The sequence below is a fragment of the Enterobacter sp. ECC-249 genome (assembly GCF_043965265.1).
Classification (GTDB): domain Bacteria; phylum Pseudomonadota; class Gammaproteobacteria; order Enterobacterales; family Enterobacteriaceae; genus Enterobacter; species Enterobacter quasiroggenkampii.
This window is the reverse complement of record NZ_CP143660.1, coordinates 356,998-382,205: the sequence shown is the minus strand read 5'-3', so window position 1 is coordinate 382,205 and position 25,208 is coordinate 356,998. Positions and strand designations below refer to the sequence as shown.

The window sequence follows — 25,208 nt, the reverse complement described above, 5'->3', positions numbered from 1 at the left end:
TACCCGCGCAATGGAGCAAATGATGCAGTTCTCTAAAATGCATGGCCTTGGCAACGATTTTATGGTCGTCGACGCGGTAACGCAGAATGTGTTTTTCTCCCCGGAACTGATCCGTCGCCTTGCGGATCGGCATCTGGGCGTGGGGTTCGATCAGCTGCTGGTGGTTGAGCCGCCGTACGATCCCGACCTCGATTTCCACTACCGTATTTTTAACGCGGACGGCAGCGAAGTTAACCAGTGCGGCAACGGCGCGCGCTGTTTTGCCCGCTTTGTCCGCCTGAAAGGGCTGACCAACAAACGTGATATTCGCGTCAGCACGGCCAATGGTCGCATGGTGCTCAGCGTCACCGATGATGAGCTGGTGCGCGTGAATATGGGCGAGCCTAACTTCGAGCCCTCCGCCGTGCCGTTTCGCGCAAACAAAGCGGAAAAGACCTATATTATGCGTGCGGCCGAGCAGACAGTATTGTGCGGCGTCGTCTCAATGGGTAACCCACACTGCGTGATTCAGGTAGATGATGTGGAAACCGCCGCGGTCGAAACGCTCGGCCCGGTGCTGGAAAGCCACGAACGTTTCCCGGAGCGCGCGAACATCGGCTTTATGCAGGTGGTAAAGCGCGAGCACATTCGCCTGCGGGTTTACGAGCGCGGCGCGGGCGAGACTCAGGCCTGCGGAAGCGGTGCCTGTGCGGCGGTGGCCGTGGGCATCTCTCAGGGGTTACTGGCAGAAGAGGTTCGCGTGGAATTACCGGGCGGTCGGCTTGATATCGCCTGGAAAGGACCGGGTCATCCACTGTATATGACTGGCCCGGCGGCACATGTCTATGACGGGTTTATCCATCTATGAAACAACCAGGGGAAGAACTGCAGGAAACAGTGACGGAACTGGACGACAGAGCTGTTGTTGATTATCTGCTGCGCAATCCTGAGTTTTTTATTCGCAATGCACGCGTCGTCGAAGAGATGCGCGTGCCGCATCCGGTTCGCGGGACCGTGTCGCTGGTGGAATGGCACATGGCGCGCGCGCGCAACCATATCAATCAGCTTGAAGAGAATATGACGCTGCTGATGGAGCAGGCCAGCACCAACGAAAGCCTGTTCTATCGTCTGCTGCATCTGCAGGCGCGTCTGGCGTCGGCGCACAGCCTTGACGAGTTCCTCAGCCGCTTCCACCGCTGGGCGCGCGAGCTGGGGCTGGCGGGCGCAACGATTCGTCTTTTCCCTGACCGCTGGCGCATCGGCGCGCCGTCGGGATTTACCCATCTGGCACTGAGCCGTCAGGCGTTTGAACCGCTGCGCATACAGCGTCTGGGCCATGAACACCACTATCTGGGGCCGCTTAATGGACCTGAGCTGCTGGTGGTGTTGCCGGAGGCCAAAGCGATTGGCTCGGTGGCGATGTCGCTGATGGGGCGCGATGGCGATCTGGGCGTCATCTTATTTACCAGCCGCGACGCGCATCACTATGAGCAGGGGCAAGCCACGCACCTGCTGCAGGAGATCGCCCTGATGCTGCCCGAGCTGCTGGAGCGCTGGATTGAGCGCGTATGACGGACGGACTGCTCGCCACTGACGTCTCGCGCTTTCTGCGCTATCTGGGCGTGGAGCGTCAGCTTAGCCCCATTACTCTGCTCAACTACCAGCGTCAGCTTGATGCCATCATGCAGATTGCCGACGAAATCGGCCTGAAAAGCTGGCAACAATGTGACGCTGCGACGGTACGCGGGTTCGTCGTGCGTAGCCGTAAAAAAAATCTCAGCCCGGCGAGCCTGGCGCTCAGGCTCTCAGCGCTGCGCAGCTTCTTCGACTGGCTGGTCAGCCAGGGGGGCTTAAAAGCCAACCCGGCAAAAGGGATCGCCACGCCGAAAGCGCCGCGCCATCTGCCTAAAAATATCGACGTTGACGACGTAAACCGCCTGCTGGATATCGACCTTAACGATCCGCTGGCCGTGCGCGACCGCGCGATGCTGGAGGTGATGTACGGCGCAGGCCTGCGTCTTTCTGAACTCGTCAACCTTGACCTCAAGCATCTCGATCTGGAATCGGGTGAAGTGTGGGTGATGGGTAAGGGCAGCAAAGAGCGCCGCCTGCCGATTGGCCGCAACGCGATCTCCTGGATTGAGCACTGGCTTGACCTGCGCGGGCTGTTTGGCACCGAAGAGGATGCGCTGTTCCTGTCGAAACTCGGCAAGCGGATCTCGGCGCGTAACGTGCAGAAGCGCTTTGCGGAGTGGGGCATTAAGCAGGGGCTGAACAGCCACGTGCATCCGCACAAGCTGCGCCACTCCTTTGCAACACATATGCTGGAATCGAGCGGCGATCTGCGCGGCGTGCAGGAACTGCTTGGCCACGCGAACCTGTCGACCACACAAATTTATACCCACTTAGACTTCCAACACCTTGCCTCGGTGTATGACGCGGCGCATCCACGCGCCAAACGGGGGAAATAATGCGTTTTTACCGCCCACTCGGTCAGATCTCAGCCCTGACGTTTGACCTTGATGACACTCTTTATGACAACCGCGAGGTGATCCTGCGTACCGAGCAGGAGTCGCTGGCGTTTGTGCAGAACTACCATCCCGCGCTGAAGGCGATACAGAACAAGGACTTCCAGAAGCTGCGCCAGTCCCTGCGGGAGACCGAGCCGGACATTTACCACGACGTGACCGAATGGCGTCGTCGCGCGGTTGAGCAGGCGATGCTGAACGCGGGTCTGAGCGCGCAGGATGCCGCCATTGGGGCGGAAGCGGCCATGGAAAACTTCGCTAAATGGCGCAGCCGTATCGACGTGCCGCAGGAAACCCACGACACGCTGGCGAAGCTTGCCGAAAAGTGGCCGCTGGTGGCCATCACCAACGGCAATGCCCAGCCGGAGCTGTTTGGCCTGAGCGATTACTTTGAATTTGTGCTGCGTGCGGGTCCTCACGGGCGCGCGAAGCCGTTCAGCGACATGTACCATCTGGCGGCAGATAAGCTTAACCTGCCGCTGGGTGAGATCCTGCACGTGGGGGATGACCTGACCACGGACGTGGCGGGCGCTATCCGCTGCGGCATGCAGGCCTGCTGGATCAAGCCGGAAAACGCTGACCTGATGATCGCCTCCGATAGCCGTCTTCTGCCGCACGTGGAAATTTCGCGGTTGGCATCCCTCACGACGCTGATATAATCATCAATTGTTCTGTATAAATTAACAGGGTTTTGGCGAATGCTCTTCGCCTGCCCGACATGACGTGACGGTGCCAATGGACGTTTCTTACCTGCTCGACAGCCTTAATGACAAACAGCGTGACGCGGTTGCCGCCTCGCGCACCAACCTGCTGGTGCTGGCTGGAGCGGGCAGTGGTAAGACGCGCGTGCTGGTTCACCGTATTGCCTGGCTGCAGAGCGTGGAAAACTGCTCCCCGTACTCCATCATGGCGGTCACGTTTACCAACAAGGCGGCGGCGGAAATGCGCCACCGCATCGCCCAACTGATGGGCACCAGCCAGGGCGGCATGTGGGTCGGTACCTTCCACGGTCTGGCGCACCGCCTGCTGCGCGCGCACCATATGGACGCCAACCTGCCGCAGGATTTCCAGATCCTTGACAGCGAAGACCAGCTCCGTCTGCTGAAGCGCCTGATCAAGGCGATGAACCTCGACGAGAAGCAGTGGCCGCCGCGTCAGGCGATGTGGTACATCAACGGTCAGAAAGACGAGGGGCTGCGCCCGCACCATATTCAGAGCTTCGGCAACCCGGTCGAGCAGACCTGGCAGAACGTCTACAAGGCCTATCAGGAAGCGTGCGATCGCGCCGGTCTGGTGGATTTCGCTGAGCTGCTGCTGCGCGCCCACGAGCTGTGGCTCAACAAGCCGCACATCCTGCAGCACTACCGTGAACGCTTCACCAATATCCTGGTGGACGAATTCCAGGATACCAACAACATCCAGTACGCATGGATCCGCCTGCTGGCCGGTGATACCGGCAAGGTGATGATCGTTGGCGATGATGACCAGTCTATCTACGGCTGGCGCGGGGCGCAGGTAGAAAACATCCAGCGCTTCCTCAACGATTTCCCCGGCGCGGAAACCATCCGTCTGGAGCAGAACTATCGTTCAACCAGCAACATTCTGAGCGCGGCCAACGCCCTGATTGAGAACAACAACGGGCGTCTGGGTAAAAAGCTGTGGACCGACGGCGTCGATGGCGAACCGATTTCGATTTACTGTGCGTTCAACGAGCTCGACGAAGCCCGCTTCGTGGTCAACCGCATTAAAACCTGGCAGGACAACGGCGGCGCGCTGGAGCAGTGTGCCATTCTCTATCGCAGCAACGCCCAGTCGCGCGTGCTGGAAGAGGCGCTGCTGCAGGTGAGCATGCCGTACCGCATTTACGGCGGCATGCGCTTCTTCGAACGTCAGGAAATCAAAGATGCGCTCTCGTATCTGCGTCTGATTGCCAACCGTAACGACGACGCGGCGTTTGAACGCGTGGTGAACACCCCAACCCGCGGGATTGGCGACCGCACGCTGGACGTGGTGCGACAGGCATCGCGCGATCGCCAGCTGACGCTTTGGCAGGCGTGCCGCGAGCTGCTGCAGGAAAAAGCCCTCGCCGGACGTGCCGCCAGCGCATTACAGCGCTTCCTTGAGCTGATTGACGCCCTGGCGCAGGAAACCGCCGACATGCCGCTGCACGTGCAGACCGACCGGGTGATTAAAGACTCCGGCCTGCGCACCATGTACGAGCAGGAGAAAGGTGAAAAGGGCCAGACCCGTATTGAGAACTTAGAGGAACTGGTGACGGCAACGCGCCAGTTCAGCTACAACGAAGAAGACGAAGACCTGATGCCGCTGCAGGCGTTCCTCTCCCACGCCGCGCTGGAAGCGGGTGAAGGGCAGGCGGACACCTGGCAGGATGCGGTTCAGCTCATGACCCTGCACTCCGCCAAAGGCCTGGAGTTCCCGCAGGTGTTCATCGTTGGCATGGAAGAGGGGATGTTCCCGAGCCAGATGTCGCTGGATGAGGGCGGGCGTCTGGAAGAGGAGCGTCGACTGGCCTACGTGGGCGTGACGCGCGCGATGCAAAAGCTGACGCTAACCTACGCTGAAACCCGCCGCCTGTACGGTAAAGAGGTCTATCACCGTCCGTCGCGCTTTATCGGTGAACTGCCGGAAGAGTGCGTGGAAGAGGTGCGTCTGCGGGCGAGCATCAGCCGTCCGGTCAGCCATCAGCGCATGGGCTCGCCGATTGCGGAAACCGACACCGGCTACAAGCTGGGCCAGCGCGTGCGCCATTCGAAGTTTGGCGAAGGTACCATTGTGAATCTGGAAGGCAGCGGCGAGCACAGTCGCCTGCAGGTGGCGTTCCAGGGGCAGGGGATCAAATGGCTGGTGGCGGCCTACGCGAAGCTGGAAACAGTGTAACATTCAGAAAAATATCATTATTTTGCAATAATCTGCTAGCCTTATACAGTGAAGGTCAATTAATGCCCTTCAGCGTTCCGTTGCGTGTTGACGCCACAGTTATAGCTGGCGTAACATGCGCGCACGATTACGCTAAGAGGACATTCGCCTTGGACACACCCAGTAGATACTGGCTCAATTCCCTGTCATCCAGGAACAACTCCTAAGGCTATCTCCTCTTGCTGATGGCCTTAGTGGTTGTCAGCGACTGCTCTATTCCCGTCGCGCTGAGTCAGGCTGTTTAATGGTCTGAAACCCAATTTGTTTCTGTGTGCCCACCGAACTGTCCGATATTTTTTTGCATTGGGAGTCCCGGTCATGTTGAGCGCATTTCAACTCGAAAATAACCGACTGACTCGGCTTGAAGCCGAAGAGTCACAGCCCCTCATTGATGCCGTATGGGTGGATTTGGTCGAGCCGGACGACGATGAGCGCCTTCGCGTACAATCTGAGCTGGGGCAAAGCCTGGCAACGCGCCCTGAACTGGAAGACATCGAAGCCTCTGCGCGTTTTTTTGAAGACGAAGACGGTCTGCATATTCACTCCTTCTTCTTCTTTGAAGATGCCGAAGACCACGCGGGCAACTCCACCGTGGCGTTTACCATTCGTGACGGTCGTCTGTTTACCCTGCGCGAGCGTGAGCTACCGGCATTCCGCCTCTACCGCATGCGTGCCCGCAGCCAGGCGATGATAGATGGCAACGCGTACGAGCTGCTGCTCGATCTGTTCGAGACCAAAATTGAACAGCTGGCGGATGAAATTGAAAACATCTACAGCGACCTGGAAAAGCTGAGCCGCGTGATCATGGAAGGCCATCAGGGCGATGAGTACGACGAAGCGCTTTCGACGCTGGCGGAGCTGGAAGATATCGGCTGGAAGGTGCGCTTGTGTCTGATGGATACCCAGCGCGCGCTGAACTTCCTGGTGCGCAAGGCGCGTCTGCCGGGCGGTCAGCTGGAGCAGGCGCGTGAGATCTTACGAGATATCGAATCCCTGTTGCCCCACAACGAATCCCTTTTCCAGAAGGTCAACTTCCTGATGCAGGCGGCGATGGGCTTTATCAACATCGAGCAGAACCGCATCATCAAGATCTTCTCGGTGGTGTCCGTGGTGTTCCTGCCGCCGACGCTGGTGGCATCCAGCTACGGGATGAACTTCGAGTTTATGCCGGAGCTGAAGTGGAGCTTTGGTTACCCGGGGGCGATTATCTTTATGATCCTCGCGGGCCTGGCACCGTATCTCTATTTCAAGCGCCGGAACTGGCTGTAAAAATCTGGCGGGTGGCGCTACGCTTACCCGCCCTACAGATCTTGTAGGCCGGATAAGGCGCAGCCGCCATCCGGCAAAAAGGCACTACAGCCCTTTACGCACTCTGCGTTGGGTATAAATCGCATCCGCAACGAAAATCGCCAGCGCTACCCAGATAAAGGCGAACGTCACCATCTTATCAGCCCCCGGCACTTCGCCGTAGAACACCACTGCCAGCAGGAACATCAGCGTCGGGCCAATGTACTGGAAGAAGCCCAGAGTTGAGAGACGCAGGCGCGTCGCTGCACCGGTGAAGCACAGCAGTGGAATAGTGGTTACCACGCCCGCCGCCATCAGCATCAGGTTCAGCGACCACGGGTTGCTGCCCATGTGGCTGGTTGGGCTGTCGGCGATGCCGAAGAGATAAATCGCCGCCACCGGCAGCAGCCAGAGGGTTTCAAACAGCATCCCCGTCTGCGCTTCCACCGCAATCTTCTTGCGTACCAGGCCGTAGAAGGCAAAGCTGAACGCCAGACCGAGGGCGATGATCGGCAGCGAGCCGAATGTCCACAGCTGCACCAGCACGCCGCAGAAGGCCAGAATCACCGCTAACCACTGCATACGGCGGAAGCGTTCGCCGAGGAAAATCATCCCCAGCACAATATTCACCAGCGGGTTAATAAAGTACCCCAGGCTCGCCTCGAGCATGTGATGGTTATTCACCGCCCAGATAAACAGCAGCCAGTTGCCGCCAATCAGCACGGCAGAAAGTGCCAGCAGGAAGATCTTCTTCGGGGTCTGCAGCAGCGTTTTGACGCCCGACCACTGGCGGCTGAGGCTCATCAGCGCAATCATAAAGAAGAACGACCAGATGACGCGGTGAGTGAGGATCTCGTCAGCCGGAACGTAGGCGATAAGCTTGAAGTACGCCGGGGCGATACCCCAAATAAAATAAGCGGCAAGGGCGAGTAAAACGCCCTGCCGCGTCTGTTTAGCATCCATCGGGAAAATCCGTTACAAAAAAGTGAATCAATTTTACCCGATTTTGCCGCCTCAACCCACCATATAAGTGGCGGTTGCGCTGGCGATATAAACCTGTTCTTCGTTGTGTAACTCAACGCGCGCCACGGCAACTTTATTCCCCGCGCGCAGCAGGCTGCTGGTACAGGTAAAGCGATTTCCGCGCCCCGGACGAAGATAGTCGACGCGTAAATCAATGGTGCCCATGCGCGCCAGACGCTGACGGAGTTCGTCTTCATTTATGGTGTCATGGCGGGTCAGCGTACTGCCCACGCAGACCAGGCCTGCCGCCACGTCCAGCGCGGAGGCAATCACGCCGCCGTGCAAAATACTTTGCGCCCAGTTACCCACCATCATCGGCTGGTTGTTGAAGCTCAGCTGAGCAAAGTCCTTCTCGTAACGCTCCAGCTCCAGTCCCAGCGCGCGGTTAAACGGCATATGGTAAACAAAAATCTCGCCCACGAGTTTTAATACTTCTTCGGCGGTAAGCATGGCTGACATGAGGCATCACATCCTTATTGTTAACGAAATGTTGATTTTATGCCGCAGCAACAAGGAATGCCACTTTCAGAAACGAGGATGCAGCAGTTGTCGCAGAAGTCTGTAGAATGTCCGCCACATAACTATTCAATCAATTTTACTCTTTTGCAGGAGAACACCACCGATGCGGACGTATCTGGCCTGGTTACTGGCGGCGGTTGCGCTGCCCCTCACAGCATATGCGCAGGAAGCGACAATCAAAGAGGTGCACGATAAGCCTGCCGTTCACGGTAGCATTATCGCAAACCTTCTTCAGGAGCATGACAATCCGTTCACGCTCTATCCGTATGACACCAACTACGTGATTTATACTCAGACCAGCGATCTCAACAAAGAGGCGATAAGCTCCTATAACTGGTCTGATAATGCGCGTAAAGATGAGGTGAAGTTCCAGCTCAGCCTCGCCTTCCCGTTCTGGCGCGGCATTCTGGGACCGAACTCGGTGTTTGGTGCCTCTTATACGCAGAAGTCCTGGTGGCAGCTCTCTAACAGCGGGGAATCCTCGCCGTTCCGCGAAACCAACTATGAGCCGCAGCTGTTCCTCGGTTTTGCAACGGATTATGAGTTTGCGGGCTGGACGCTGCGTGATGTCGAAGTGGGCTTTAACCATGATTCTAACGGACGTTCCGATCCGACATCCCGTAGCTGGAACCGCGCCTATACGCGCCTGATGGCGCAGAACGGTAACTGGATGGTGGAAGTGAAGCCGTGGTATGTGGTCGGCAGCACGGATGACAACCCGGACATCACCAAATATATGGGCTACTACCAGCTTAAAGTCGGCTACCAGCTGGGTGATGCCGTGCTGAGTGCGAAAGGTCAGTACAACTGGAACACCGGCTACGGCGGTGCGGAAGTAGGCTTAAGCTATCCGGTAAGCAAGCATGTTCGCCTTTATACGCAAGTCTACAGCGGTTACGGCGAGTCGCTTATCGATTACAACTTCAACCAGACCCGCGTCGGCGTGGGCGTGATGCTGAACGATATTCTCTAGGTTGCTCGAATGTTTTTGCGTTAAACGTTGAAGTTTCTCTCTCAGGCGCTGAAAATAGCGCCTGTTTCATTTCAGGCATATGGGGTTAACGTGGCGCAGGCGGAAGTATTGAATCAGGAGTCGCTGGCTAAACAGGTTTTGCATGAAACCTTTGGCTACCAGCAGTTCCGCCCTGGCCAGGAAACCATCATTGAAACGGTGCTGGAAGGCCGTGACTGCCTGGTGGTGATGCCGACCGGCGGCGGTAAATCCCTCTGTTATCAGGTGCCCGCGCTGGTGCTTAACGGCCTGACGGTCGTGGTATCCCCGCTCATTTCTCTGATGAAAGACCAGGTTGACCAGCTGCTCGCCAACGGCGTCGCGGCAGCCTGTCTTAACTCCACGCAAACCCGGGAGCAGCAGCAAGAGGTGATGGCCGGGTGCCGCACCGGGCAGATCCGCCTGCTGTATATCGCCCCGGAACGCCTGATGCTGGATAACTTCCTCGATCATCTGGCGCACTGGAACCCGGTGCTGCTGGCGGTGGATGAAGCGCACTGTATTTCCCAGTGGGGACACGATTTCCGCCCGGAATACGCTGCGCTCGGCCAGCTGCGTCAGCGCTTCCCCGAGCTGCCGTTTATGGCGCTAACCGCCACGGCGGATGACACCACGCGTCTGGATATCGTTCGTCTGCTGGGGCTGAACGACCCCTATATTCAGGTCAGCAGCTTCGACCGCCCGAACATCCGCTACATGCTGATGGAAAAGTTCAAGCCGCTGGATCAGCTCCTGCGCTATGTCCAGGAGCAGCGCGGCAAGTCCGGCATCATCTACTGCAACAGCCGCGCGAAGGTGGAAGACACCGCCGCGCGGCTGCAAAACCGCGGCTTTAGCGCCGCCGCGTATCATGCCGGGTTAGAGAACCACATCCGCGCCGACGTGCAGGAGAAATTCCAGCGCGATGACCTGCAAATTGTGGTCGCGACGGTGGCGTTCGGCATGGGCATCAACAAGCCCAACGTGCGCTTTGTGGTGCACTTCGACATCCCGCGCAACATCGAATCCTACTATCAGGAAACCGGCCGCGCCGGGCGTGACGGCCTGCCTGCGGAAGCGATGCTGTTTTACGATCCGGCCGATATGGCGTGGCTGCGCCGCTGTCTGGAAGAAAAGCCGCAGGGGCAGCTGCAGGATATCGAACGCCACAAGCTCAACGCGATGGGCGCGTTTGCCGAAGCGCAAACGTGCCGTCGTCTGGTGCTGCTCAACTACTTTGGTGAAGGGCGACAGGAGCCGTGCGGCAACTGCGATATCTGCCTGGATCCGCCGAAACAGTACGATGGTCTGATGGACGCGCGTAAGGCGCTCTCGACCATTTACCGCGTGAACCAGCGCTTCGGGATGGGCTACGTGGTGGAGGTGCTGCGCGGTGCCAACAACCAGCGTATCCGCGACATGGGCCACGACAAGCTGCCGGTTTATGGGATTGGCAAGGAGCAGAGCCACGAGCACTGGGTCAGCATTATTCGCCAGCTGATTCACCTCGGCTTCGCCACGCAGAATATTGCCCAGCACTCCGCCCTGCAGCTGACCGAAGCGGCGCGTCCGGTGCTGCGCGGTGACGTTGAACTGAAGCTCGCCGTGCCGCGCGTCATCGCTCTGAAGCCCCGCGTGATGCAGAAATCCTACGGCGGCAACTATGACCGCAAGCTTTTCGCCAAACTGCGCAAGCTGCGTAAAGCCATCGCCGACGAAGAGAACATCCCTCCTTACGTGGTGTTCAACGACGCGACGCTGATTGAGATGGCCGAGCAGATGCCGCTCAGCGCCAGCGAAATGCTCAGCGTCAACGGGGTTGGCACGCGCAAGCTGGAGCGCTTCGGTAAAGAGTTCATGGCGCTCATCCGCTCTCACGCCGACGGTGACGATGAGGAGTAGTCAGCCGGGCGAAAAAGTGCCAGGATGATGACTCACTAAATTATTTCCCCGCGAGCTAATTATGTTAATGCTATTTCTCACCGTGGCATTAGTGCACATCGTTGCGCTGATGAGCCCGGGACCTGACTTTTTCTTCGTGTCGCAAACGGCTGTAAGCCGCTCCCGCAAAGAGGCGATGATGGGCGTGCTCGGTATCACCATGGGCGTTATGGTCTGGGCGGCCGTTGCGCTGCTCGGTCTGAACCTGATCCTGGCGAAGATGGCCTGGCTGCATAACATCATTATGGTCGGCGGCGGTCTGTACCTGTGCTGGATGGGCTACCAGATGCTGCGCGGGGCGCTGAAAAAAGAAGAGAAAAAACCGCAAGAGCCAAAGGTGGAGCTGGCAACGGGCGGCCGCAGCTTTGTAAAAGGGCTGCTGACCAATCTGGCAAACCCAAAAGCGATTATCTATTTCGGATCGGTGTTTTCGCTGTTTGTCGGCGATAGCGTCGGTGCGGGCGCACGCTGGGGCATCTTCCTGCTGATCGTCGTTGAAACCTTTGCCTGGTTTACCATCGTGGCCAGCCTGTTCGCCTTACCGGCGATGCGCCGCGGCTACCAGCGTATCGCGAAGTGGATTGATGGCTTCGCCGGCGCGCTGTTCGCCGGCTTCGGCATTCATCTCATCATTTCTCGCTAAGCATGACGCGCTGACGCAAGCAGCGCGCCAACCAGCATAAACAGCGAGCCAAAGACTTTATTCAGGGCCTTCATCTGCTTAGGCCCTTTAATCCACGCCGCAATTCGCTGTGCCAGCGTCGCGTAACCAATCATCACGATGATATCGACGATAATGGTGGTCGCGCCCAGCACCACGTACTGCATCACCTGGGGCTGATGCGGAACGATAAACTGCGGGAACAGCGCGGCGAGGAACACAATGCTCTTCGGGTTGGTCAGATTGACGAACACCGCACGCTTAAACAGATGGCCGCGGTTTTGCGTCTGCGCGAGCGTATTCAGGTTGATGGAGCCTGCCGCGCGCCACTGCTGGATGCCGAGCCAAATCAGATACGCCGCCCCGGCCCATTTCAGTACTTCAAACGCCAGCACCGAGCGGGAGAACAGGGTACCCAGACCAATCCCGACCAGCACGATATGGATGCCCAGCCCGGCCTGCAAACCGGCAATCGACGCCACCGCACCGCGGTAACCGTGGTTGATGGAGGTCGTCATGGTGTTAATAGCACCCGACCCCGGAGAAAGGCTGAGGATAATGGATGTCAGCAGGTAGGCGAACCACCACTCGAAGGTCATTTGAAACTCCCGAACCGTCTATTTTTATGCCACAATACGCTATTATTGAGTCATTTTGTGACCGGTGACGAAAAAAACGATATTCCCTGGATTACGTGAGTGGATACCCAATGTTTCAGCAGAAAAAGGACTGGGAAACACGAGAAAACGCTTTTGCTGCTTTCTCTATGGGGCCGCTGACCGATTTCTGGCGGCAACGTGAGGAAGATGAGTTTACGGGCGTCGGGGGCATCCCGGTGCGTTTCGTTCGTTTCCGAAATGAAAAAAATGACCGGGTGATTGTGGTCTGCCCCGGGCGTATTGAAAGCTACGTTAAATATGCCGAGCTGGCCTATGACCTGGTCCATATGGGGTTCGATGTACTGATCATCGACCATCGTGGGCAGGGGCTGTCCGGGCGCATGCTTCCGGACACGCACCGTGGCCACGTCGATCGCTTTAGCGATTACGTCGACGATTTTGCCGCGTTCTGGCAGCAGGACGTTCAGCCCGGTCCCTGGCGTAAACGGTACATCCTTGCGCACTCCATGGGGGGCGCGATATCAACGCTGTTTTTGCAGCGTTACGCGCACCAGTGCGACGCCATTGCGCTCACCGCGCCGATGTACGGTATCGTCATCCGATTCCCCGACTGGATGGTGCGTCATCTTCTTGACTGGGCTGAGGGCCATCAGCGCATTCGTGAAGGTTACGCCATAGGCACAGGACGCTGGCGCGCGCTGCCGTTCGCCATCAACGTCTTAACCCACAGCCGGCAGCGTTATCGCCGCAACCTGCGCTTTTATGCCGATGAACCACGCTTACGCGTCGGCGGCCCGACCTGGCACTGGGTGCGGGAGGGTATTCTGGCCGGTGAGCAGGTGCTGGCGGGCGTAGGCGATGATGACACGCCGACGCTTCTGATTCAGGCGGAAGAAGAGCGTGTGGTGGATAACCGCATGCATGACCGGTATTGTGAACTGCGCGCTGCAGCCGGTCACCCTTGTGAAGGGGGTAAACCGCTGGTCATTCACGGCGCGTTCCATGAGATCCTTTTTGAAAAGGACGCTATGCGCTCAGTCGCGCTCAACGCCATTGTTGAATTTTTCAACAGGCATAATTGATTCTTGTTTTTCACCAGAGGCTGAAATTCCTATGTACCAGGTTGTTGCATCTGATTTAGATGGCACGCTGCTTTCCCCCGACCACACCCTGTCGCCGTACGCGAAAGAGACGTTAAAACTCCTGACTGCCCGAGGCGTGAACTTTGTGTTCGCCACCGGCCGCCACCACGTGGACGTGGGGCAGATCCGCGATAATCTTGAGATCAAATCGTACATGATCACCTCCAACGGTGCTCGCGTGCATGATACCGACGGCAACCTGATCTTTACTCACAATCTGGATCGCGATATTGCCGCCGATCTGTTTGGCGTGGTGCACAATAATCCGGCTATCGTCACGAACGTTTACCGTGACGACGACTGGTTTATGAACCGCCACCGCCCGGATGAAATGCGTTTCTTCAAGGAAGCGGTATTCAATTACTCCCTGTACGAGCCGGGTCTGCTTGAGCCGGAGGGGATCAGCAAGGTGTTCTTCACCTGTGATAGCCATGAAGAGCTGCTCCCGCTGGAACAGGCGATTAACGCCCGCTGGGGCGATCGCGTCAACGTGAGCTTCTCAACCCTGACCTGTCTGGAAGTGATGGCGGGTGGCGTCTCCAAAGGCCACGCCCTGGAAGCGGTCGCGAAACGTCTGGGCTTCGAGCTGAAAGACTGTATCGCCTTTGGTGACGGCATGAACGATGCCGAAATGCTGTCGATGGCGGGCAAGGGCTGCATCATGCAGAACGCACATCAGCGTCTGAAAGATTTGCACCCGGAGCTGGAGGTGATTGGTTCTAACGCTGACAACGCGGTACCGAAATACCTGCGCAAACTGTTCCTTGAATAATCTTCATTTGATTGTTTATTACTCAGATGTCAACTAAAGAGTTCGCTACAATGCCTGTCCTTCTTTCTGAGAGACAAGCATTGTGGCGCTACTCATTATCACCACTATCCTGTGGGCCTTCTCCTTTAGCCTGATTGGCGAATACCTTGCCGGTTCAGTCGACAGCTATTTCTCGGTGCTGATGCGCGTGGGGCTGGCGGCGCTGGTGTTCCTGCCGTTTCTGCGCACGCGCGGACAGTCGCTGAAAACGATCGTGCTGTACATGCTGGTGGGGGCGATGCAGCTCGGCATCATGTATCTGTTCAGCTTTCGGGCTTACGTCTATCTGTCCGTCTCGGAATTCCTGCTCTTTACCGTGCTGACGCCGCTCTACATCACGCTGATATACGATCTGCTGAGTAAACGCCGTCTTCGCTGGGGATACCTGCTGAGCGCGGCGCTGGCGGTGATCGGCGCGGCGATTATTCGCTACGACAAAGTGAGCGATCACTTCTGGACCGGGCTGATGTTCGTCCAGCTCGCCAACATCAGTTTCGCCATCGGCATGGTGGGCTACAAACGCCTGATGGAAACCCGTCCGATGCCGCAGCATAACGCGTTCGCCTGGTTCTACATGGGAGCGGCGATTGTCGCGGTGGCGGCGTGGTTTATGCTCGGTAACCCGCAAAAACTACCGACCACCACCGTGCAGTGGGGCGTTCTGGTCTGGCTGGGCGTGGTAGCGTCAGGGCTGGGGTACTTCATGTGGAACTACGGCGCGACGCAGGTCGACGCCGGTACGCTGGGGATCATGAACAACGTGCATGTCCCGGCTGGGCTGTTGGTCAACCTCGCCATCTGGCAGCAACAGCCTCACTGGCCGAGCTTCCTTATTGGGGGAGCGGTGATCCTGGCTTCGCTGTGGGTCCATCGCCGCTGGGTCGCTCCGCGCTCCGCACAAACGGAAGATGGTCGCACGCGTGGTTCCGCGCTGAGCGAATAAACGCCTCCGTAATCGGCTGACGCTGCTCGCCATCGCGCACGGCGGCGTACAGCCGGCTCCACAGTCCTTCACCCAGGGTTTTGGTCACCACCAGACCCTGGCGCTCAAAGCTTTCTACCACCCAGTGCGGCAGCGCCGCGATACCCATTCTGGCCGCCACCATCTGAATCAACAGCAGGGTGTTATCCACGCTTTTTAGCTGTGGGCTAATGCCCGCGGGCTGCAGGAAGTGGCGCCAGATATCCAGACGACTGCGCTGGACCGGATAAATCAGCAGCGTTTCCGTCGCCAGGTCTTCCGGCGTGATGCGCGTTTTGGCCGCCAGCGGGTGGTCCGGCGCCAGTACCAGGCGCACTTCATAATCAAACATTGGCGAATAATGCAGGCCACTGCGCGGCAGAATATCGGACGTCATCACCAGATCCAGCTCGCCCTGCTGCAGCGAGGGCTGCGGGTCAAAGGTCACGCCGGATTTAAAGTCCATCTCCACCTGCGGCCACTTCTGGCGGAAGTTCTCAAGCGCGGGGGTCAGCCACTGAATACAGCTATGGCACTCAATGGCGATACGTAGCGTTGTCTGCTGCGGTTCGTTACACGCCTGCAGCGCGCTGGCGATCTGCGGCAGGACCTGATTCGCCAGCTGCAACAGGATCTCGCCCTGGGGCGTAAAGCGCAGCGGCTGGCTCTTACGCACAAAAAGACGGAAGCCGAGGCGTTGTTCCAGATCGCTGAACTGGTGAGAAAGGGCGGACTGGGTCTGGTGCAGCGTGGCCGCCGCCGCCGCGAGCGAGCCGCAGTTCCGCAACGCTTGTAGCGTTTTCAGGTGTTTTATCTCGATCATGAAAGTCCTTCACTTCGCCATGAACATTTTGCGCTTGAGGAATATACAGTACCTGCCAATTATAGAAGTGTAAACATCTGGACGTCTAAATAACGAATTTCACAAGGGGTACACCATGACAATCCGCAATCACACTCTCGGTTTCCCTCGCGTTGGCCTGCGTCGCGAGCTGAAAAAAGCGCAAGAAAGCTACTGGGCTGGGAACGCAACCCGCGAAGAACTGCTTGCGGTGGGACGCGAGCTGCGCGCCCGTCACTGGGAGCAGCAAAAACAGGCGGGCATTGACCTGCTGCCGGTGGGCGATTTCGCCTGGTACGACCATGTTCTGACGACCAGCCTGCTGCTTGGCAACGTGCCGGCTCGTCATCAGAACAACGATGGATCGGTAGATATCGATACCCTGTTCCGCATCGGCCGTGGCCGTGCGCCAACGGGTGAGCCAGCGGCAGCGGCGGAAATGACTAAGTGGTTTAACACTAACTATCACTATATGGTGCCGGAGTTCGTAAAAGGCCAGCAGTTCAAACTGACCTGGACGCAGCTTCTGGATGAAGTGGACGAAGCGCTGGCGTTGGGCCATCAGGTGAAACCGGTGCTGCTCGGGCCGGTGACGTACCTGTGGCTGGGCAAAGTAAAAGGCGAGTCGTTTGACCGACTCAGCCTGCTGAAGGATATTCTGCCGGTCTACAAACAGGTGCTGATTGAGCTGGGCAAACGCGGCATTCAGTGGGTGCAAATCGACGAACCCGCGCTGGTGCTCGAACTGCCGCAGGCATGGCTCGATGCCTTCAAACCGGCGTATGACGCGCTCACCGGTCAGGTAAAACTCTTGCTGACGACCTATTTTGAAGGCGTGACGCCGAACCTGAACACAATTACCGCGCTGCCGGTTCAGGGCCTGCACGTTGACCTGGTTCACGGCAAAGACGATGTGGCGGAGCTGCATAAGCGTCTGCCTTCGGACTGGCTGCTCTCCGCTGGCCTGATTAACGGTCGAAACGTCTGGCGTGCCGATCTCACCGAGAAATACGCACAAATAAAAGACATCGTCGGCAAACGTGAGCTATGGGTGGCCTCTTCCTGTTCCCTGCTGCACAGCCCGATCGATCTGAGCGTGGAGACCCGCCTGGATGCCGAGGTGAAAAGCTGGTTTGCCTTCGCCCTGCAAAAATGCGAAGAGCTGACGCTTCTGCGCGACGCGCTGAACAGCGGCGACACGGCGGCGATTACCGAATGGAGCGCCCCGATCCAGGCGCGTCGCCATTCGGCACGCGTGCACAATCCGGCGGTGGAAAAACGCCTGGCGGCCATCACCGCCCAGGACAGCCAGCGTAAGAGTACGTATGAGGTGCGCGCCGAAGCGCAGCGTGCCCGCTTCAACCTGCCTGCATGGCCGACCACCACGATCGGTTCCTTCCCACAAACCACCGAAATCCGCGGCCTGCGTCTGGACTTCAAAAAGGGTAATCTGGATGCGAATTACTACCGCACCGGTATCGCCGAACACATCAAGCAGGCGATCATCGAGCAGGAGCGGCTGGGGCTGGACGTGCTGGTGCACGGTGAGGCCGAGCGTAACGACATGGTGGAATACTTTGGTGAGCATCTCGACGGCTTCGTCTTTACACAGAACGGCTGGGTGCAGAGCTACGGCTCCCGCTGCGTGAAGCCGCCGGTCGTGATCGGCGACGTCAGCCGTCCGGAAGCAATCACCGTGGAGTGGGCAAAATACGCGCAGTCTCTGACCGACAAGCCGGTGAAAGGCATGCTCACCGGTCCGGTGACGATTCTTTGCTGGTCCTTCCCGCGCGAAGACGTGACCCGTGAAACTATTGCGAAACAAATCGCGCTGGCGCTGCGTGATGAAGTGGCGGATTTGGAAGCGGCAGGTATTGGCATTATTCAGATTGACGAACCGGCTCTGCGCGAAGGCTTGCCGCTGCGCCGTAGCGACTGGGATGCCTACCTGCAATGGGGCGTGGAGGCATTCCGCATCAACGCCGCGGTGGCGAAGGACGACACCCAGATCCACACCCACATGTGTTACTGCGAATTTAACGACATCATGGATTCGATTGCCGCGCTGGACGCCGACGTAATCACCATCGAGACATCGCGCTCAGACATGGAGCTGCTGGAGTCGTTCGAAGAGTTCGACTACCCGAATGAAATCGGGCCGGGGGTGTACGACATTCACTCCCCGAACGTGCCGAGCGTGGAGTGGATTGAAGCCCTGCTAAAAAAAGCGGCCCAGCGCATTCCGGCAGAGCGCCTGTGGGTGAACCCGGACTGCGGACTGAAAACCCGCGGCTGGCCGGAGACGCGCGCCGCGCTCGCCAACATGGTAAAAGCGGCGCAGAACTTGCGTCAGGCGTAGGTGCTGGATTGCCCGGTAAGGCGTAGCCGCCACCGGGCTTTTTTGTTGTTACGCTTTCTTTCCGCCGTACTGGCTAAACCACCCCAGCATCCTCTGCCAGCCATCTTTGGCCGATTCCGCGTGATAGCTCGGACGATAGTCGGCGTTAAAAGCATGCCCGGCATCCGGGTAGACCACAATCTCCGCCTTCGCATTTGCCGCACGGAGCGCATGGCGCATGGTCTCTACCGAATCCAGAGAAATACCGGTGTCCTGACCGCCGTAAAGCCCTAACACGGGGGCGTTTAACTCAGTGGCGATATCGACCGGATGTTTCGGTGAATTCAGCGTTTTTTCACCTACCAGTTTTCCGTACCAGGCGACAGCGGCTTTGAGCTGCGGGTTATGCGCCGCATACAGCCAGCTAATGCGTCCGCCCCAGCAGAAACCGGTGACCAGCAGACGATGCGGATCCCCGCCGTTGCGCGCCGCCCAGCTGGCGACGTGGTCCAGATCGGCCAGCACCTGCGCGTCCGGGACTTTGCTGACCAGGTTGCTGAGCAAGGTGGGAATATCGCTGTAGTCGTTCGGATCGCCCTGACGGAAGTAGAGCTCTGGCGCAACGGCCAGATACCCTTCCAGCGCCAGTCGGCGGCAGAGGTCGCGAATGTGTTCGTGAACACCAAATATCTCCTGAATCACAATCACTATGGGCAGCGGGCCGTCTGCCGATTTTGGCCGTGCGTGATAAGCAGGCATATTCTCCCCCTGCGAGGGAATGGAGGCCTCGCCCGCGGTAATTGCCGCTTCTGGCGTCGACACGATGGTTGAAGCATGTGGGGCCGCAGCAGGTGCAAAACCGGTTTTTTCAGTCATGGCATTCTCCGTACCAATCAGTTAGCGCAAAGGTAAATATAGACACCAGGTTAACAACTCACAGTGCCTTAAACGGTCTATCTTTTGTGCAGCACCTGACGATATAACTTGTTAATGTGATGTAAATCACTTTTTGATGGAAAATCAATGCAATAATTTTCATTCATGGTGAGATGCGTCACGAAATTATGCTTACCGCTTCTGTAAAGTACCGTTTTACTTCTTCTGACTAACCGACCCACAGAGGAGTCACCTATGTCTAAGTCTGATGTTTTTCATCTCGGCCTCACTAAAAACGATTTACAAGGGGCTACGCTCGCTATCGTCCCTGGCGATCCTGAGCGTGTGGAAAAGATCGCCGCGCTGATGGATAAGCCGGTCAAGCTGGCTGCCCATCGTGAGTTCACCACCTGGCGCGCTGAGCTGGATGGCAAAGCGGTGATCGTGTGCTCTACCGGTATCGGTGGTCCGTCTACGTCTATTGCTGTTGAAGAGCTGGCACAGCTGGGCATTCGTACTTTCCTGCGTATCGGCACCACCGGCGCTATTCAGCCGCACATTAACGTCGGCGACGTGCTGGTTACGACCGCATCTGTACGTCTGGACGGTGCAAGCCTGCACTTTGCACCGATGGAATTTCCGGCAGTGGCTGATTTCGAATGCACCACCGCGCTGGTTGAAGCCGCGAAGTCCGTGGGTGCTACCACTCACGTGGGCGTAACTGCTTCTTCCGATACCTTCTACCCGGGCCAGGAGCGTTACGACACCTTCTCTGGCCGCGTAGTTAGCCGCTTCAAAGGCTCAATGGAAGAGTGGCAGTCGATGGGCGTAATGAACTACGAAATGGAATCCGCCACGCTGCTGACCATGTGCGCAAGCCAGGGTCTGCGTGCCGGTATGGTTGCGGGCGTAATCGTCAACCGTACCCAGCAGGAGATCCCGAACGCTGAAACCATGAAGCAGACCGAAAGCCATGCGGTGAAAATCGTGGTTGAAGCCGCGCGTCGCCTGATCTAGTCCCCTCCTTTCGAAATCAAAGGCCGACACGTTCGGCCTTTATTTTTTGCGTAGCGCCTCGCAGGAAAACCCTTTCAAACTGGACGTTTATACAGCACAATTCTATTTTGTGCGGGTAATACGTTGATGCAGGGGGCATTGTGGATATCTCAATCCTGATTTATGCGGTGATTGCGCTGGCGGGCGTGGCGATAGGCTGGCTGATGTCCAGCTATCAGCATGCGCAGCAGAAGGCCGATCAGCTGGCTGAACGCGAAGAGATCGTCGCCGATTTAAGCGCGGCCAGGCAGCAGCTTGCCCTGAGTGAACACTGGCGCGACGAGTGTGAACTGCTCAACAACGAGCTGCGCAATCTCCGCGATATCAACACCTCGCTGGAGGCCGATCTCCGTGAAGTGACCACCCGCCTGGAATCCACTCAGCTGCATGCGGAAGATAAAATCCGCCAGATGATCAACAGCGAGCAGCGCCTCAGCGAACAGTTTGAAAACCTCGCGAACCGCATTTTTGAGCACAGCAACCGACGCGTTGACGAACAAAACCGCCAGAGCCTGAACAGCCTGCTGACGCCGCTGCGCGAGCAGCTGGACGGTTTTCGTCGTCAGGTGCAGGACAGTTTTGGTCAGGAAGCTCGTGAGCGGCACACCCTGGCGCATGAGATTCGCAATCTTCAGCAGCTGAATGCCCAGATGGCGCAGGAAGCGGTCAACCTGACCCGCGCGCTTAAAGGGGATAACAAAACCCAGGGCAACTGGGGAGAAGTAGTGCTGACCCGCGTACTGGAAGCCTCTGGTCTGCGGGAAGGGTATGAATACGAAACGCAGGTAAGTATCGAAAACGATGCCCGCTCCCGCATGCAGCCGGATGTGATTGTGCGGCTGCCACAGGGTAAAGATGTGGTGATTGACGCCAAGATGACCCTAGTGGCGTATGAACGTTACTTCAACGCGGAGGATGACTACACCCGCGAATCGGCGCTGCAGGAGCACATTGCCTCCGTGCGCAATCATATTCGCCTGCTCGGCAGAAAAGACTACCAGCAGCTGCCGGGTCTGCGCTCGCTGGACTATGTCCTGATGTTTATCCCGGTAGAGCCCGCATTTCTGCTGGCCCTCGACAGGCAGCCTGAGCTTATCACCGAAGCGCTCAAAAATAACATTATGCTGGTCAGCCCCACCACGCTGCTGGTGGCCTTACGCACCATTGCGAACCTGTGGCGCTATGAGCACCAGAGCCGCAACGCGCAGCAGATTGCCGATCGCGCCAGCAAGCTGTACGACAAAATGCGCCTTTTCGTGGACGACATGTCCTCAGTCGGGCAGAGCCTGGACCGCGCGCAGGATAACTACCGTCAGGCGATGAAAAAACTCGCCTCGGGACGTGGCAATCTGCTGGCGCAGGCTGAATCATTCCGCAGCCTGGGAGTAGAAGTTAAACGCGAGATTAATCCGGAATTGGTTGAACAGGCCACCGCTCAGGACGACGAGTTTCGCCTGCGTGAAGGTGCTGACGAACAAAAGACAAACAGTGAAGACAACACGTTAGCGGCGGATTTATCACCAGACGAGACTCCGGCGCGTTTCTTTCGCGGTGGTTGAAACGTAGGGCAAACGCGCCCAATCTGTTACACTTCACGAACATTTTACTGATAAGCAGGCTCTAAGATGGCTGACGAATCACAAGACACAACGCACTTTGGCTTTCAGACTGTCGCCAAAGCGCAGAAAGCTGACATGGTGGCCCACGTATTTCATTCCGTGGCGGCGAAGTACGATGTGATGAATGACCTGATGTCGTTCGGCATTCATCGCTTGTGGAAGCGCTTCACCATTGACTGTAGTGGCGTACGTCGTGGACAAACGGTGCTGGATTTAGCCGGCGGTACGGGCGATTTAACCGCGAAATTCTCCCGTCTGGTGGGCGAAACCGGTCGCGTTGTTCTTGCCGATATTAATGACTCCATGCTGAAAATGGGACGCGAAAAGCTGCGTAACATCGGCGTGGTGGGTAATGTAGAATATGTGCAGGCAAATGCCGAAGCGCTGCCGTTCCCGGACAATACCTTTGACTGCATCACGATTTCCTTCGGTCTGCGTAACGTGACCGACAAAGAAAAAGCGCTGCGCTCCATGTACCGCGTGCTGAAACCGGGTGGACGTCTGCTGGTTCTCGAGTTCTCCAAACCGATCATTGAGCCGCTGAGCAAAGCTTACGACGCCTACTCCTTCCACGTGCTGCCGCGCATCGGTGAGCTGGTGGCTAACGACGCTGAAAGCTACCGCTATCTGGCTGAATCTATCCGTATGCACCCGGATCAGGACACATTAAAAGCCATGATGCAGGATGCAGAATTTGAAAATGTTGAATATTTCAACCTGACGGCGGGTGTCGTCGCGCTGCATCGCGGTTACAAATTCTGAGTGGAGGTGTCCCGTGCCCTTTAAACCCTTAGTCTCCGCAGGCATCGAGAATGTACTGAACGCTTTCCTGTATCGCGCTCCGGCGCTGAAAGCTGCGCGTCAGCGGCTAAACGGGAAGGTATTGCGCATTGTTTTAAAAGAGTTCTCGACGCCGCTAGTACTGGTATTCAGCGAACGCCAGCTTGACGTACTGGGGGAGTGGGAAGGTGAAGCCGACTGCTCGGTCATCACGCACATGAGCGTGCTGCCAAAACTGCGCGATCGTCAGCAATTAACGGCGCTTATCCGCAGCGGTGAGCTTGAAGTAGAAGGCGACATTCAGGTCGTGCAGAACTTCGTTGCGCTCACCGATCTGGCGGAGTTCGATCCGGCAGAGCTGCTCGCGCCTTTTATCGGCGACATCGCCGCTGAAGGCATCGGGAAAGTCCTTCATGGTGGCGCCTCCTTTGCGCGTAAAAGCCTCCAACGCCAGCAACGCTATACAGCGGAAGTGCTGACTGAGGAGTGGCGAATGGCGCCCGGGCCACTGGAAGTTGCGTGGTTTGCGGAAGAGACCGCTGCTGTTGAACGCGCGGTTGATGCGTTAACCAAACGGCTGGAAAAACTGGAGGGCAAATGACGCCTGGTGAAATTCGGCGCCTCTATTTTATTATTCGCACCTTTTTGAGCTACGGGCTCGACGAGCTTATCCCCAAAATGCGTATTACGCTGCCGCTTCGCATCTGGCGGCGGATGCTCTTCTGGATGCCTAATCGCCATAAAGGTCAGCCGCTGGGTGAGCGTCTGCGCCTGGCGCTGCAGGAGCTCGGTCCGGTTTGGATTAAATTCGGACAGATGCTGTCGACACGCCGCGATCTCTTCCCGCCTCTGATTGCCGATGAGCTCGCGATGCTGCAGGATCGTGTCGCACCGTTTGACGGCGCGCGCGCGAAAAAGCAAATCGAAGAGGCGATGGGAAATGTACCCGTCGAGACCTGGTTTGACGATTTCGACATTAAGCCACTGGCATCGGCCTCTATCGCACAGGTGCACACCGCGCGTCTGAAAGAAAACGGCAAAGAAGTCGTTATTAAGGTCATTCGTCCGGACATCCTGCCAATCATCAAAGCGGATATGAAGCTGATTTATCGGCTGGCGCGCTGGGTGCCACGCTTGCTGCCGGACGGACGTCGCCTTCGTCCACTGGAAGTGGTGCGGGAATATGAAAAAACGCTGATTGATGAGCTAAACCTGCTGCGCGAATCGGCGAATGCCATTCAGCTGCGTCGCAACTTTGAAAACAGCCCGATGCTCTATGTCCCTGAAGTCTATTCTGACTACTGCAGCCAGAACATGATGGTGATGGAGCGTATCTACGGTATTCCTGTTTCGGATGTGGTGGCCCTGGAGAAACAGGGAACGAACATGAAGCTCCTGGCCGAACGTGGCGTCCAGGTCTTCTTTACCCAGGTGTTCCGCGACAGCTTTTTCCATGCGGACATGCACCCGGGCAATATCTTCGTGAGCTACGAACATCCTGAGGATCCGAAGTATATCGGTATTGACTGCGGGATTGTGGGGTCGCTGAACAAAGAAGATAAACGGTATCTGGCTGAGAACTTCATCGCGTTCTTCAACCGCGACTACCGTAAGGTGGCCGAGCTGCACGTCGATTCCGGCTGGGTGCCGCCGGATACCAACGTCGAAGAGTTCGAGTTCGCGATCCGGACCGTTTGTGAACCGATTTTTGAAAAACCGCTGGCGGAAATCTCCTTCGGGCACGTGCTGTTAAACCTGTTCAACACGGCACGCCGCTTTAATATGGAAGTTCAGCCACAGCTAGTTTTACTTCAGAAAACATTACTTTACGTTGAGGGTGTAGGCCGACAGCTCTATCCTCAGTTAGACTTGTGGAAGACCGCGAAACCTTTCCTTGAATCCTGGATTAAGGATCAGGTGGGCATTCCGGCGCTGGTGCGCTCGCTGAAAGAGAAAGGCCCGTTCTGGATAGAGAAAATGCCTGAAATTCCTGAACTGGTTTATGACAGTTTGCGTCAGAGCAAGAATCTTCAGCACAGCATGGATAAAATCGCCCGCGAGCTTCAGTCAAGCCGTGTTCGCCAGGGACAGTCACGCTATCTCTTTGGGATTGGCGCAACGCTGCTGCTGAGCGGTACGCTGCTGCTGATCAACCGTCCGGACTGGCAGATGATGCCCGCCTGGCTGATGGCTGGCGGAGTGGTAGTCTGGCTGGCAGGGTGGCGAAAAACGCGCTAAGCATGCGTCGCTATCGACGGGTCGCATACGTATAATGCGACCTGACTCTTTAATCATCTA

The 25,208-nt window shown here is 57.3% G+C and carries 24 protein-coding genes; 19 read left to right on the top strand and 5 right to left on the bottom strand.

Annotated features, from left to right (window positions below):
* Positions 1 to 22: 22 nt before the first annotated feature.
* The 7 genes from dapF to corA all read left to right on the top strand — a co-directional run bounded on the left by dapF (position 23) and on the right by corA (position 6,713).
* Positions 23 to 847, top strand: coding sequence for a diaminopimelate epimerase (gene dapF, locus V1587_RS01900; RefSeq protein ID WP_108091171.1), 825 nt, complete (start codon positions 23 to 25; stop codon positions 845 to 847).
* Positions 844 to 1,551 (top strand): DUF484 domain-containing protein, encoded by a 708-nt coding sequence (locus tag V1587_RS01895; protein ID WP_032646075.1) that lies wholly within the window; start codon positions 844 to 846, stop codon positions 1,549 to 1,551. The genes dapF and V1587_RS01895 overlap by 4 nt, the downstream gene beginning before the upstream one ends.
* On the top strand, positions 1,548 to 2,450 hold the full coding sequence (xerC, locus tag V1587_RS01890) for a tyrosine recombinase XerC (protein WP_371899697.1): 903 nt from the start codon (positions 1,548 to 1,550) through the stop codon (positions 2,448 to 2,450). The genes V1587_RS01895 and xerC overlap by 4 nt, the downstream gene beginning before the upstream one ends.
* The gene (gene yigB / locus V1587_RS01885) at positions 2,450 to 3,166 is read left to right on the top strand and encodes a 5-amino-6-(5-phospho-D-ribitylamino)uracil phosphatase YigB (protein WP_371899698.1); all 717 of its coding nucleotides are present in this window, start codon (positions 2,450 to 2,452) and stop codon (positions 3,164 to 3,166) included. Before xerC ends, yigB begins: the two co-directional genes overlap by 1 nt.
* 76 nt (positions 3,167 to 3,242) lie before the next feature.
* Positions 3,243 to 5,405, top strand: a complete 2,163-nt coding sequence (uvrD, locus tag V1587_RS01880) for a DNA helicase II (protein WP_032646073.1) — start codon at positions 3,243 to 3,245, stop codon at positions 5,403 to 5,405.
* Positions 5,406 to 5,554: 149 nt separating this feature from the next.
* Positions 5,555 to 5,611: a YsgD/CorL family protein gene (gene ysgD / locus V1587_RS01875; RefSeq protein WP_212743980.1), complete on the top strand. Its 57-nt coding sequence runs from the start codon at positions 5,555 to 5,557 to the stop codon at positions 5,609 to 5,611.
* Between the two features lie 151 nt (positions 5,612 to 5,762).
* On the top strand, positions 5,763 to 6,713 hold the full coding sequence (gene corA, locus V1587_RS01870) for a magnesium/cobalt transporter CorA (RefSeq protein ID WP_371899699.1): 951 nt from the start codon (positions 5,763 to 5,765) through the stop codon (positions 6,711 to 6,713).
* An 84-nt stretch (positions 6,714 to 6,797) separates the two neighbouring features.
* Here the strand turns inward: corA and rarD are convergent, their stop codons facing one another.
* Together rarD and yigI are read right to left on the bottom strand one after the other, a co-directional pair.
* On the bottom strand, positions 6,798 to 7,694 hold the full coding sequence (gene rarD / locus V1587_RS01865; RefSeq protein ID WP_045909225.1) for an EamA family transporter RarD: 897 nt from the start codon (positions 7,692 to 7,694) through the stop codon (positions 6,798 to 6,800).
* A 51-nt stretch (positions 7,695 to 7,745) separates the two neighbouring features.
* Complete coding sequence (yigI, locus tag V1587_RS01860) at positions 7,746 to 8,213, bottom strand: acyl-CoA thioesterase YigI (protein WP_008501538.1); 468 nt, start codon at positions 8,211 to 8,213, stop codon at positions 7,746 to 7,748.
* A gap of 163 nt (positions 8,214 to 8,376) precedes the next feature.
* On the opposite strand from yigI, the gene pldA reads away from it, so the two are divergent.
* The 3 genes from pldA to rhtC all read left to right on the top strand — a co-directional run bounded on the left by pldA (position 8,377) and on the right by rhtC (position 11,848).
* A complete protein-coding gene (gene pldA, locus V1587_RS01855) occupies positions 8,377 to 9,246 on the top strand; it encodes a phospholipase A (protein ID WP_133295316.1) in 870 nt (289 codons plus the stop codon).
* 90 nt (positions 9,247 to 9,336) lie between these two features.
* Positions 9,337 to 11,166 carry an ATP-dependent DNA helicase RecQ gene (recQ, locus tag V1587_RS01850; protein ID WP_029741834.1) on the top strand — a complete coding sequence of 610 codons (1,830 nt, stop codon included), beginning with the start codon at positions 9,337 to 9,339 and terminating at the stop codon, positions 11,164 to 11,166.
* A 61-nt stretch (positions 11,167 to 11,227) separates the two neighbouring features.
* On the top strand, positions 11,228 to 11,848 hold the full coding sequence (rhtC, locus tag V1587_RS01845; protein ID WP_025757538.1) for a threonine export protein RhtC: 621 nt from the start codon (positions 11,228 to 11,230) through the stop codon (positions 11,846 to 11,848).
* Here rhtC and rhtB read toward each other — a convergent pair.
* Positions 11,845 to 12,465 carry a homoserine/homoserine lactone efflux protein gene (rhtB, locus tag V1587_RS01840; RefSeq protein WP_111963537.1) on the bottom strand — a complete coding sequence of 207 codons (621 nt, stop codon included), beginning with the start codon at positions 12,463 to 12,465 and terminating at the stop codon, positions 11,845 to 11,847. The genes rhtC and rhtB overlap by 4 nt on opposite strands.
* 110 nt (positions 12,466 to 12,575) lie before the next feature.
* Here rhtB and pldB point away from each other — a divergent pair, with 110 nt between their 5' ends.
* The 3 genes from pldB (at position 12,576) to V1587_RS01825 (ending at position 15,382) form a co-directional block, all read left to right on the top strand.
* On the top strand, positions 12,576 to 13,568 hold the full coding sequence (gene pldB, locus V1587_RS01835; protein ID WP_371899700.1) for a lysophospholipase L2: 993 nt from the start codon (positions 12,576 to 12,578) through the stop codon (positions 13,566 to 13,568).
* A gap of 31 nt (positions 13,569 to 13,599) precedes the next feature.
* Positions 13,600 to 14,400, top strand: a complete 801-nt coding sequence (gene yigL, locus V1587_RS01830; RefSeq protein ID WP_021242854.1) for a sugar/pyridoxal phosphate phosphatase YigL — start codon at positions 13,600 to 13,602, stop codon at positions 14,398 to 14,400.
* An 82-nt stretch (positions 14,401 to 14,482) separates the two neighbouring features.
* Entirely contained in the window at positions 14,483 to 15,382 is a 900-nt protein-coding gene (locus tag V1587_RS01825; RefSeq protein WP_008501530.1) for a carboxylate/amino acid/amine transporter, read from the top strand.
* Here the strand turns inward: V1587_RS01825 and metR are convergent.
* Entirely contained in the window at positions 15,270 to 16,223 is a 954-nt protein-coding gene (gene metR / locus V1587_RS01820; protein WP_024907993.1) for an HTH-type transcriptional regulator MetR, read from the bottom strand. The two genes, V1587_RS01825 and metR, sit on opposite strands and share 113 nt — an antisense overlap.
* A 115-nt stretch (positions 16,224 to 16,338) precedes the next feature.
* Between metR and metE the strand changes: the two genes are divergently transcribed.
* Complete coding sequence (gene metE / locus V1587_RS01815; RefSeq protein WP_371899701.1) at positions 16,339 to 18,600, top strand: 5-methyltetrahydropteroyltriglutamate--homocysteine S-methyltransferase; 2,262 nt, start codon at positions 16,339 to 16,341, stop codon at positions 18,598 to 18,600.
* 48 nt (positions 18,601 to 18,648) lie between these two features.
* Here metE and V1587_RS01810 read toward each other — a convergent pair whose 3' ends face one another.
* Complete coding sequence (locus V1587_RS01810; RefSeq protein WP_371899702.1) at positions 18,649 to 19,455, bottom strand: dienelactone hydrolase family protein; 807 nt, start codon at positions 19,453 to 19,455, stop codon at positions 18,649 to 18,651.
* Positions 19,456 to 19,710: 255 nt separating this feature from the next.
* Here V1587_RS01810 and udp point away from each other — a divergent pair, with 255 nt between their 5' ends.
* The 5 genes from udp to ubiB all read left to right on the top strand — a co-directional run bounded on the left by udp (position 19,711) and on the right by ubiB (position 25,148).
* Positions 19,711 to 20,472, top strand: a complete 762-nt coding sequence (gene udp, locus V1587_RS01805; RefSeq protein WP_003860792.1) for a uridine phosphorylase — start codon at positions 19,711 to 19,713, stop codon at positions 20,470 to 20,472.
* A 140-nt stretch (positions 20,473 to 20,612) separates the two neighbouring features.
* The gene (gene rmuC, locus V1587_RS01800; protein ID WP_371899703.1) at positions 20,613 to 22,070 is read left to right on the top strand and encodes a DNA recombination protein RmuC; all 1,458 of its coding nucleotides are present in this window, start codon (positions 20,613 to 20,615) and stop codon (positions 22,068 to 22,070) included.
* A 66-nt stretch (positions 22,071 to 22,136) separates the two neighbouring features.
* Entirely contained in the window at positions 22,137 to 22,892 is a 756-nt protein-coding gene (ubiE, locus tag V1587_RS01795) for a bifunctional demethylmenaquinone methyltransferase/2-methoxy-6-polyprenyl-1,4-benzoquinol methylase UbiE (RefSeq protein ID WP_371899704.1), read from the top strand.
* Between the two features lie 13 nt (positions 22,893 to 22,905).
* A complete protein-coding gene (gene ubiJ, locus V1587_RS01790; protein ID WP_371899705.1) occupies positions 22,906 to 23,511 on the top strand; it encodes a ubiquinone biosynthesis protein UbiJ in 606 nt (201 codons plus the stop codon).
* Entirely contained in the window at positions 23,508 to 25,148 is a 1,641-nt protein-coding gene (gene ubiB, locus V1587_RS01785) for a ubiquinone biosynthesis regulatory protein kinase UbiB (protein ID WP_032641455.1), read from the top strand. The genes ubiJ and ubiB overlap by 4 nt, the downstream gene beginning before the upstream one ends.
* Positions 25,149 to 25,208: the final 60 nt, after the last annotated feature.

Bases quoted from the DNA above. Each gene is read 5' to 3' on its own strand.
- xerC (WP_371899697.1), top strand. From the start codon at position 1,548: ATGACGGACGGACTGCTCGCCACTGACGTCTCGCGCTTTCTGCGCTAT.
- pldA (WP_133295316.1), top strand. From the start codon at position 8,377: ATGCGGACGTATCTGGCCTGGTTACTGGCGGCGGTTGCGCTGCCCCTC.
- pldB (WP_371899700.1), top strand. From the start codon at position 12,576: ATGTTTCAGCAGAAAAAGGACTGGGAAACACGAGAAAACGCTTTTGCT.
- corA (WP_371899699.1), top strand. From the start codon at position 5,763: ATGTTGAGCGCATTTCAACTCGAAAATAACCGACTGACTCGGCTTGAA.
- V1587_RS01810 (WP_371899702.1), bottom strand. From the start codon at position 19,455: ATGACTGAAAAAACCGGTTTTGCACCTGCTGCGGCCCCACATGCTTCA.
- yigI (WP_008501538.1), bottom strand. From the start codon at position 8,213: ATGTCAGCCATGCTTACCGCCGAAGAAGTATTAAAACTCGTGGGCGAG.
- rhtB (WP_111963537.1), bottom strand. From the start codon at position 12,465: ATGACCTTCGAGTGGTGGTTCGCCTACCTGCTGACATCCATTATCCTC.
- V1587_RS01895 (WP_032646075.1), top strand. From the start codon at position 844: ATGAAACAACCAGGGGAAGAACTGCAGGAAACAGTGACGGAACTGGAC.
- yigB (WP_371899698.1), top strand. From the start codon at position 2,450: ATGCGTTTTTACCGCCCACTCGGTCAGATCTCAGCCCTGACGTTTGAC.
- ubiE (WP_371899704.1), top strand. From the start codon at position 22,137: ATGGCTGACGAATCACAAGACACAACGCACTTTGGCTTTCAGACTGTC.
- rhtC (WP_025757538.1), top strand. From the start codon at position 11,228: ATGTTAATGCTATTTCTCACCGTGGCATTAGTGCACATCGTTGCGCTG.
- metR (WP_024907993.1), bottom strand. From the start codon at position 16,223: ATGATCGAGATAAAACACCTGAAAACGCTACAAGCGTTGCGGAACTGC.
- ubiB (WP_032641455.1), top strand. From the start codon at position 23,508: ATGACGCCTGGTGAAATTCGGCGCCTCTATTTTATTATTCGCACCTTT.
- udp (WP_003860792.1), top strand. From the start codon at position 19,711: ATGTCTAAGTCTGATGTTTTTCATCTCGGCCTCACTAAAAACGATTTA.
- uvrD (WP_032646073.1), top strand. From the start codon at position 3,243: ATGGACGTTTCTTACCTGCTCGACAGCCTTAATGACAAACAGCGTGAC.
- yigL (WP_021242854.1), top strand. From the start codon at position 13,600: ATGTACCAGGTTGTTGCATCTGATTTAGATGGCACGCTGCTTTCCCCC.
- metE (WP_371899701.1), top strand. From the start codon at position 16,339: ATGACAATCCGCAATCACACTCTCGGTTTCCCTCGCGTTGGCCTGCGT.
- rarD (WP_045909225.1), bottom strand. From the start codon at position 7,694: ATGGATGCTAAACAGACGCGGCAGGGCGTTTTACTCGCCCTTGCCGCT.
- dapF (WP_108091171.1), top strand. From the start codon at position 23: ATGCAGTTCTCTAAAATGCATGGCCTTGGCAACGATTTTATGGTCGTC.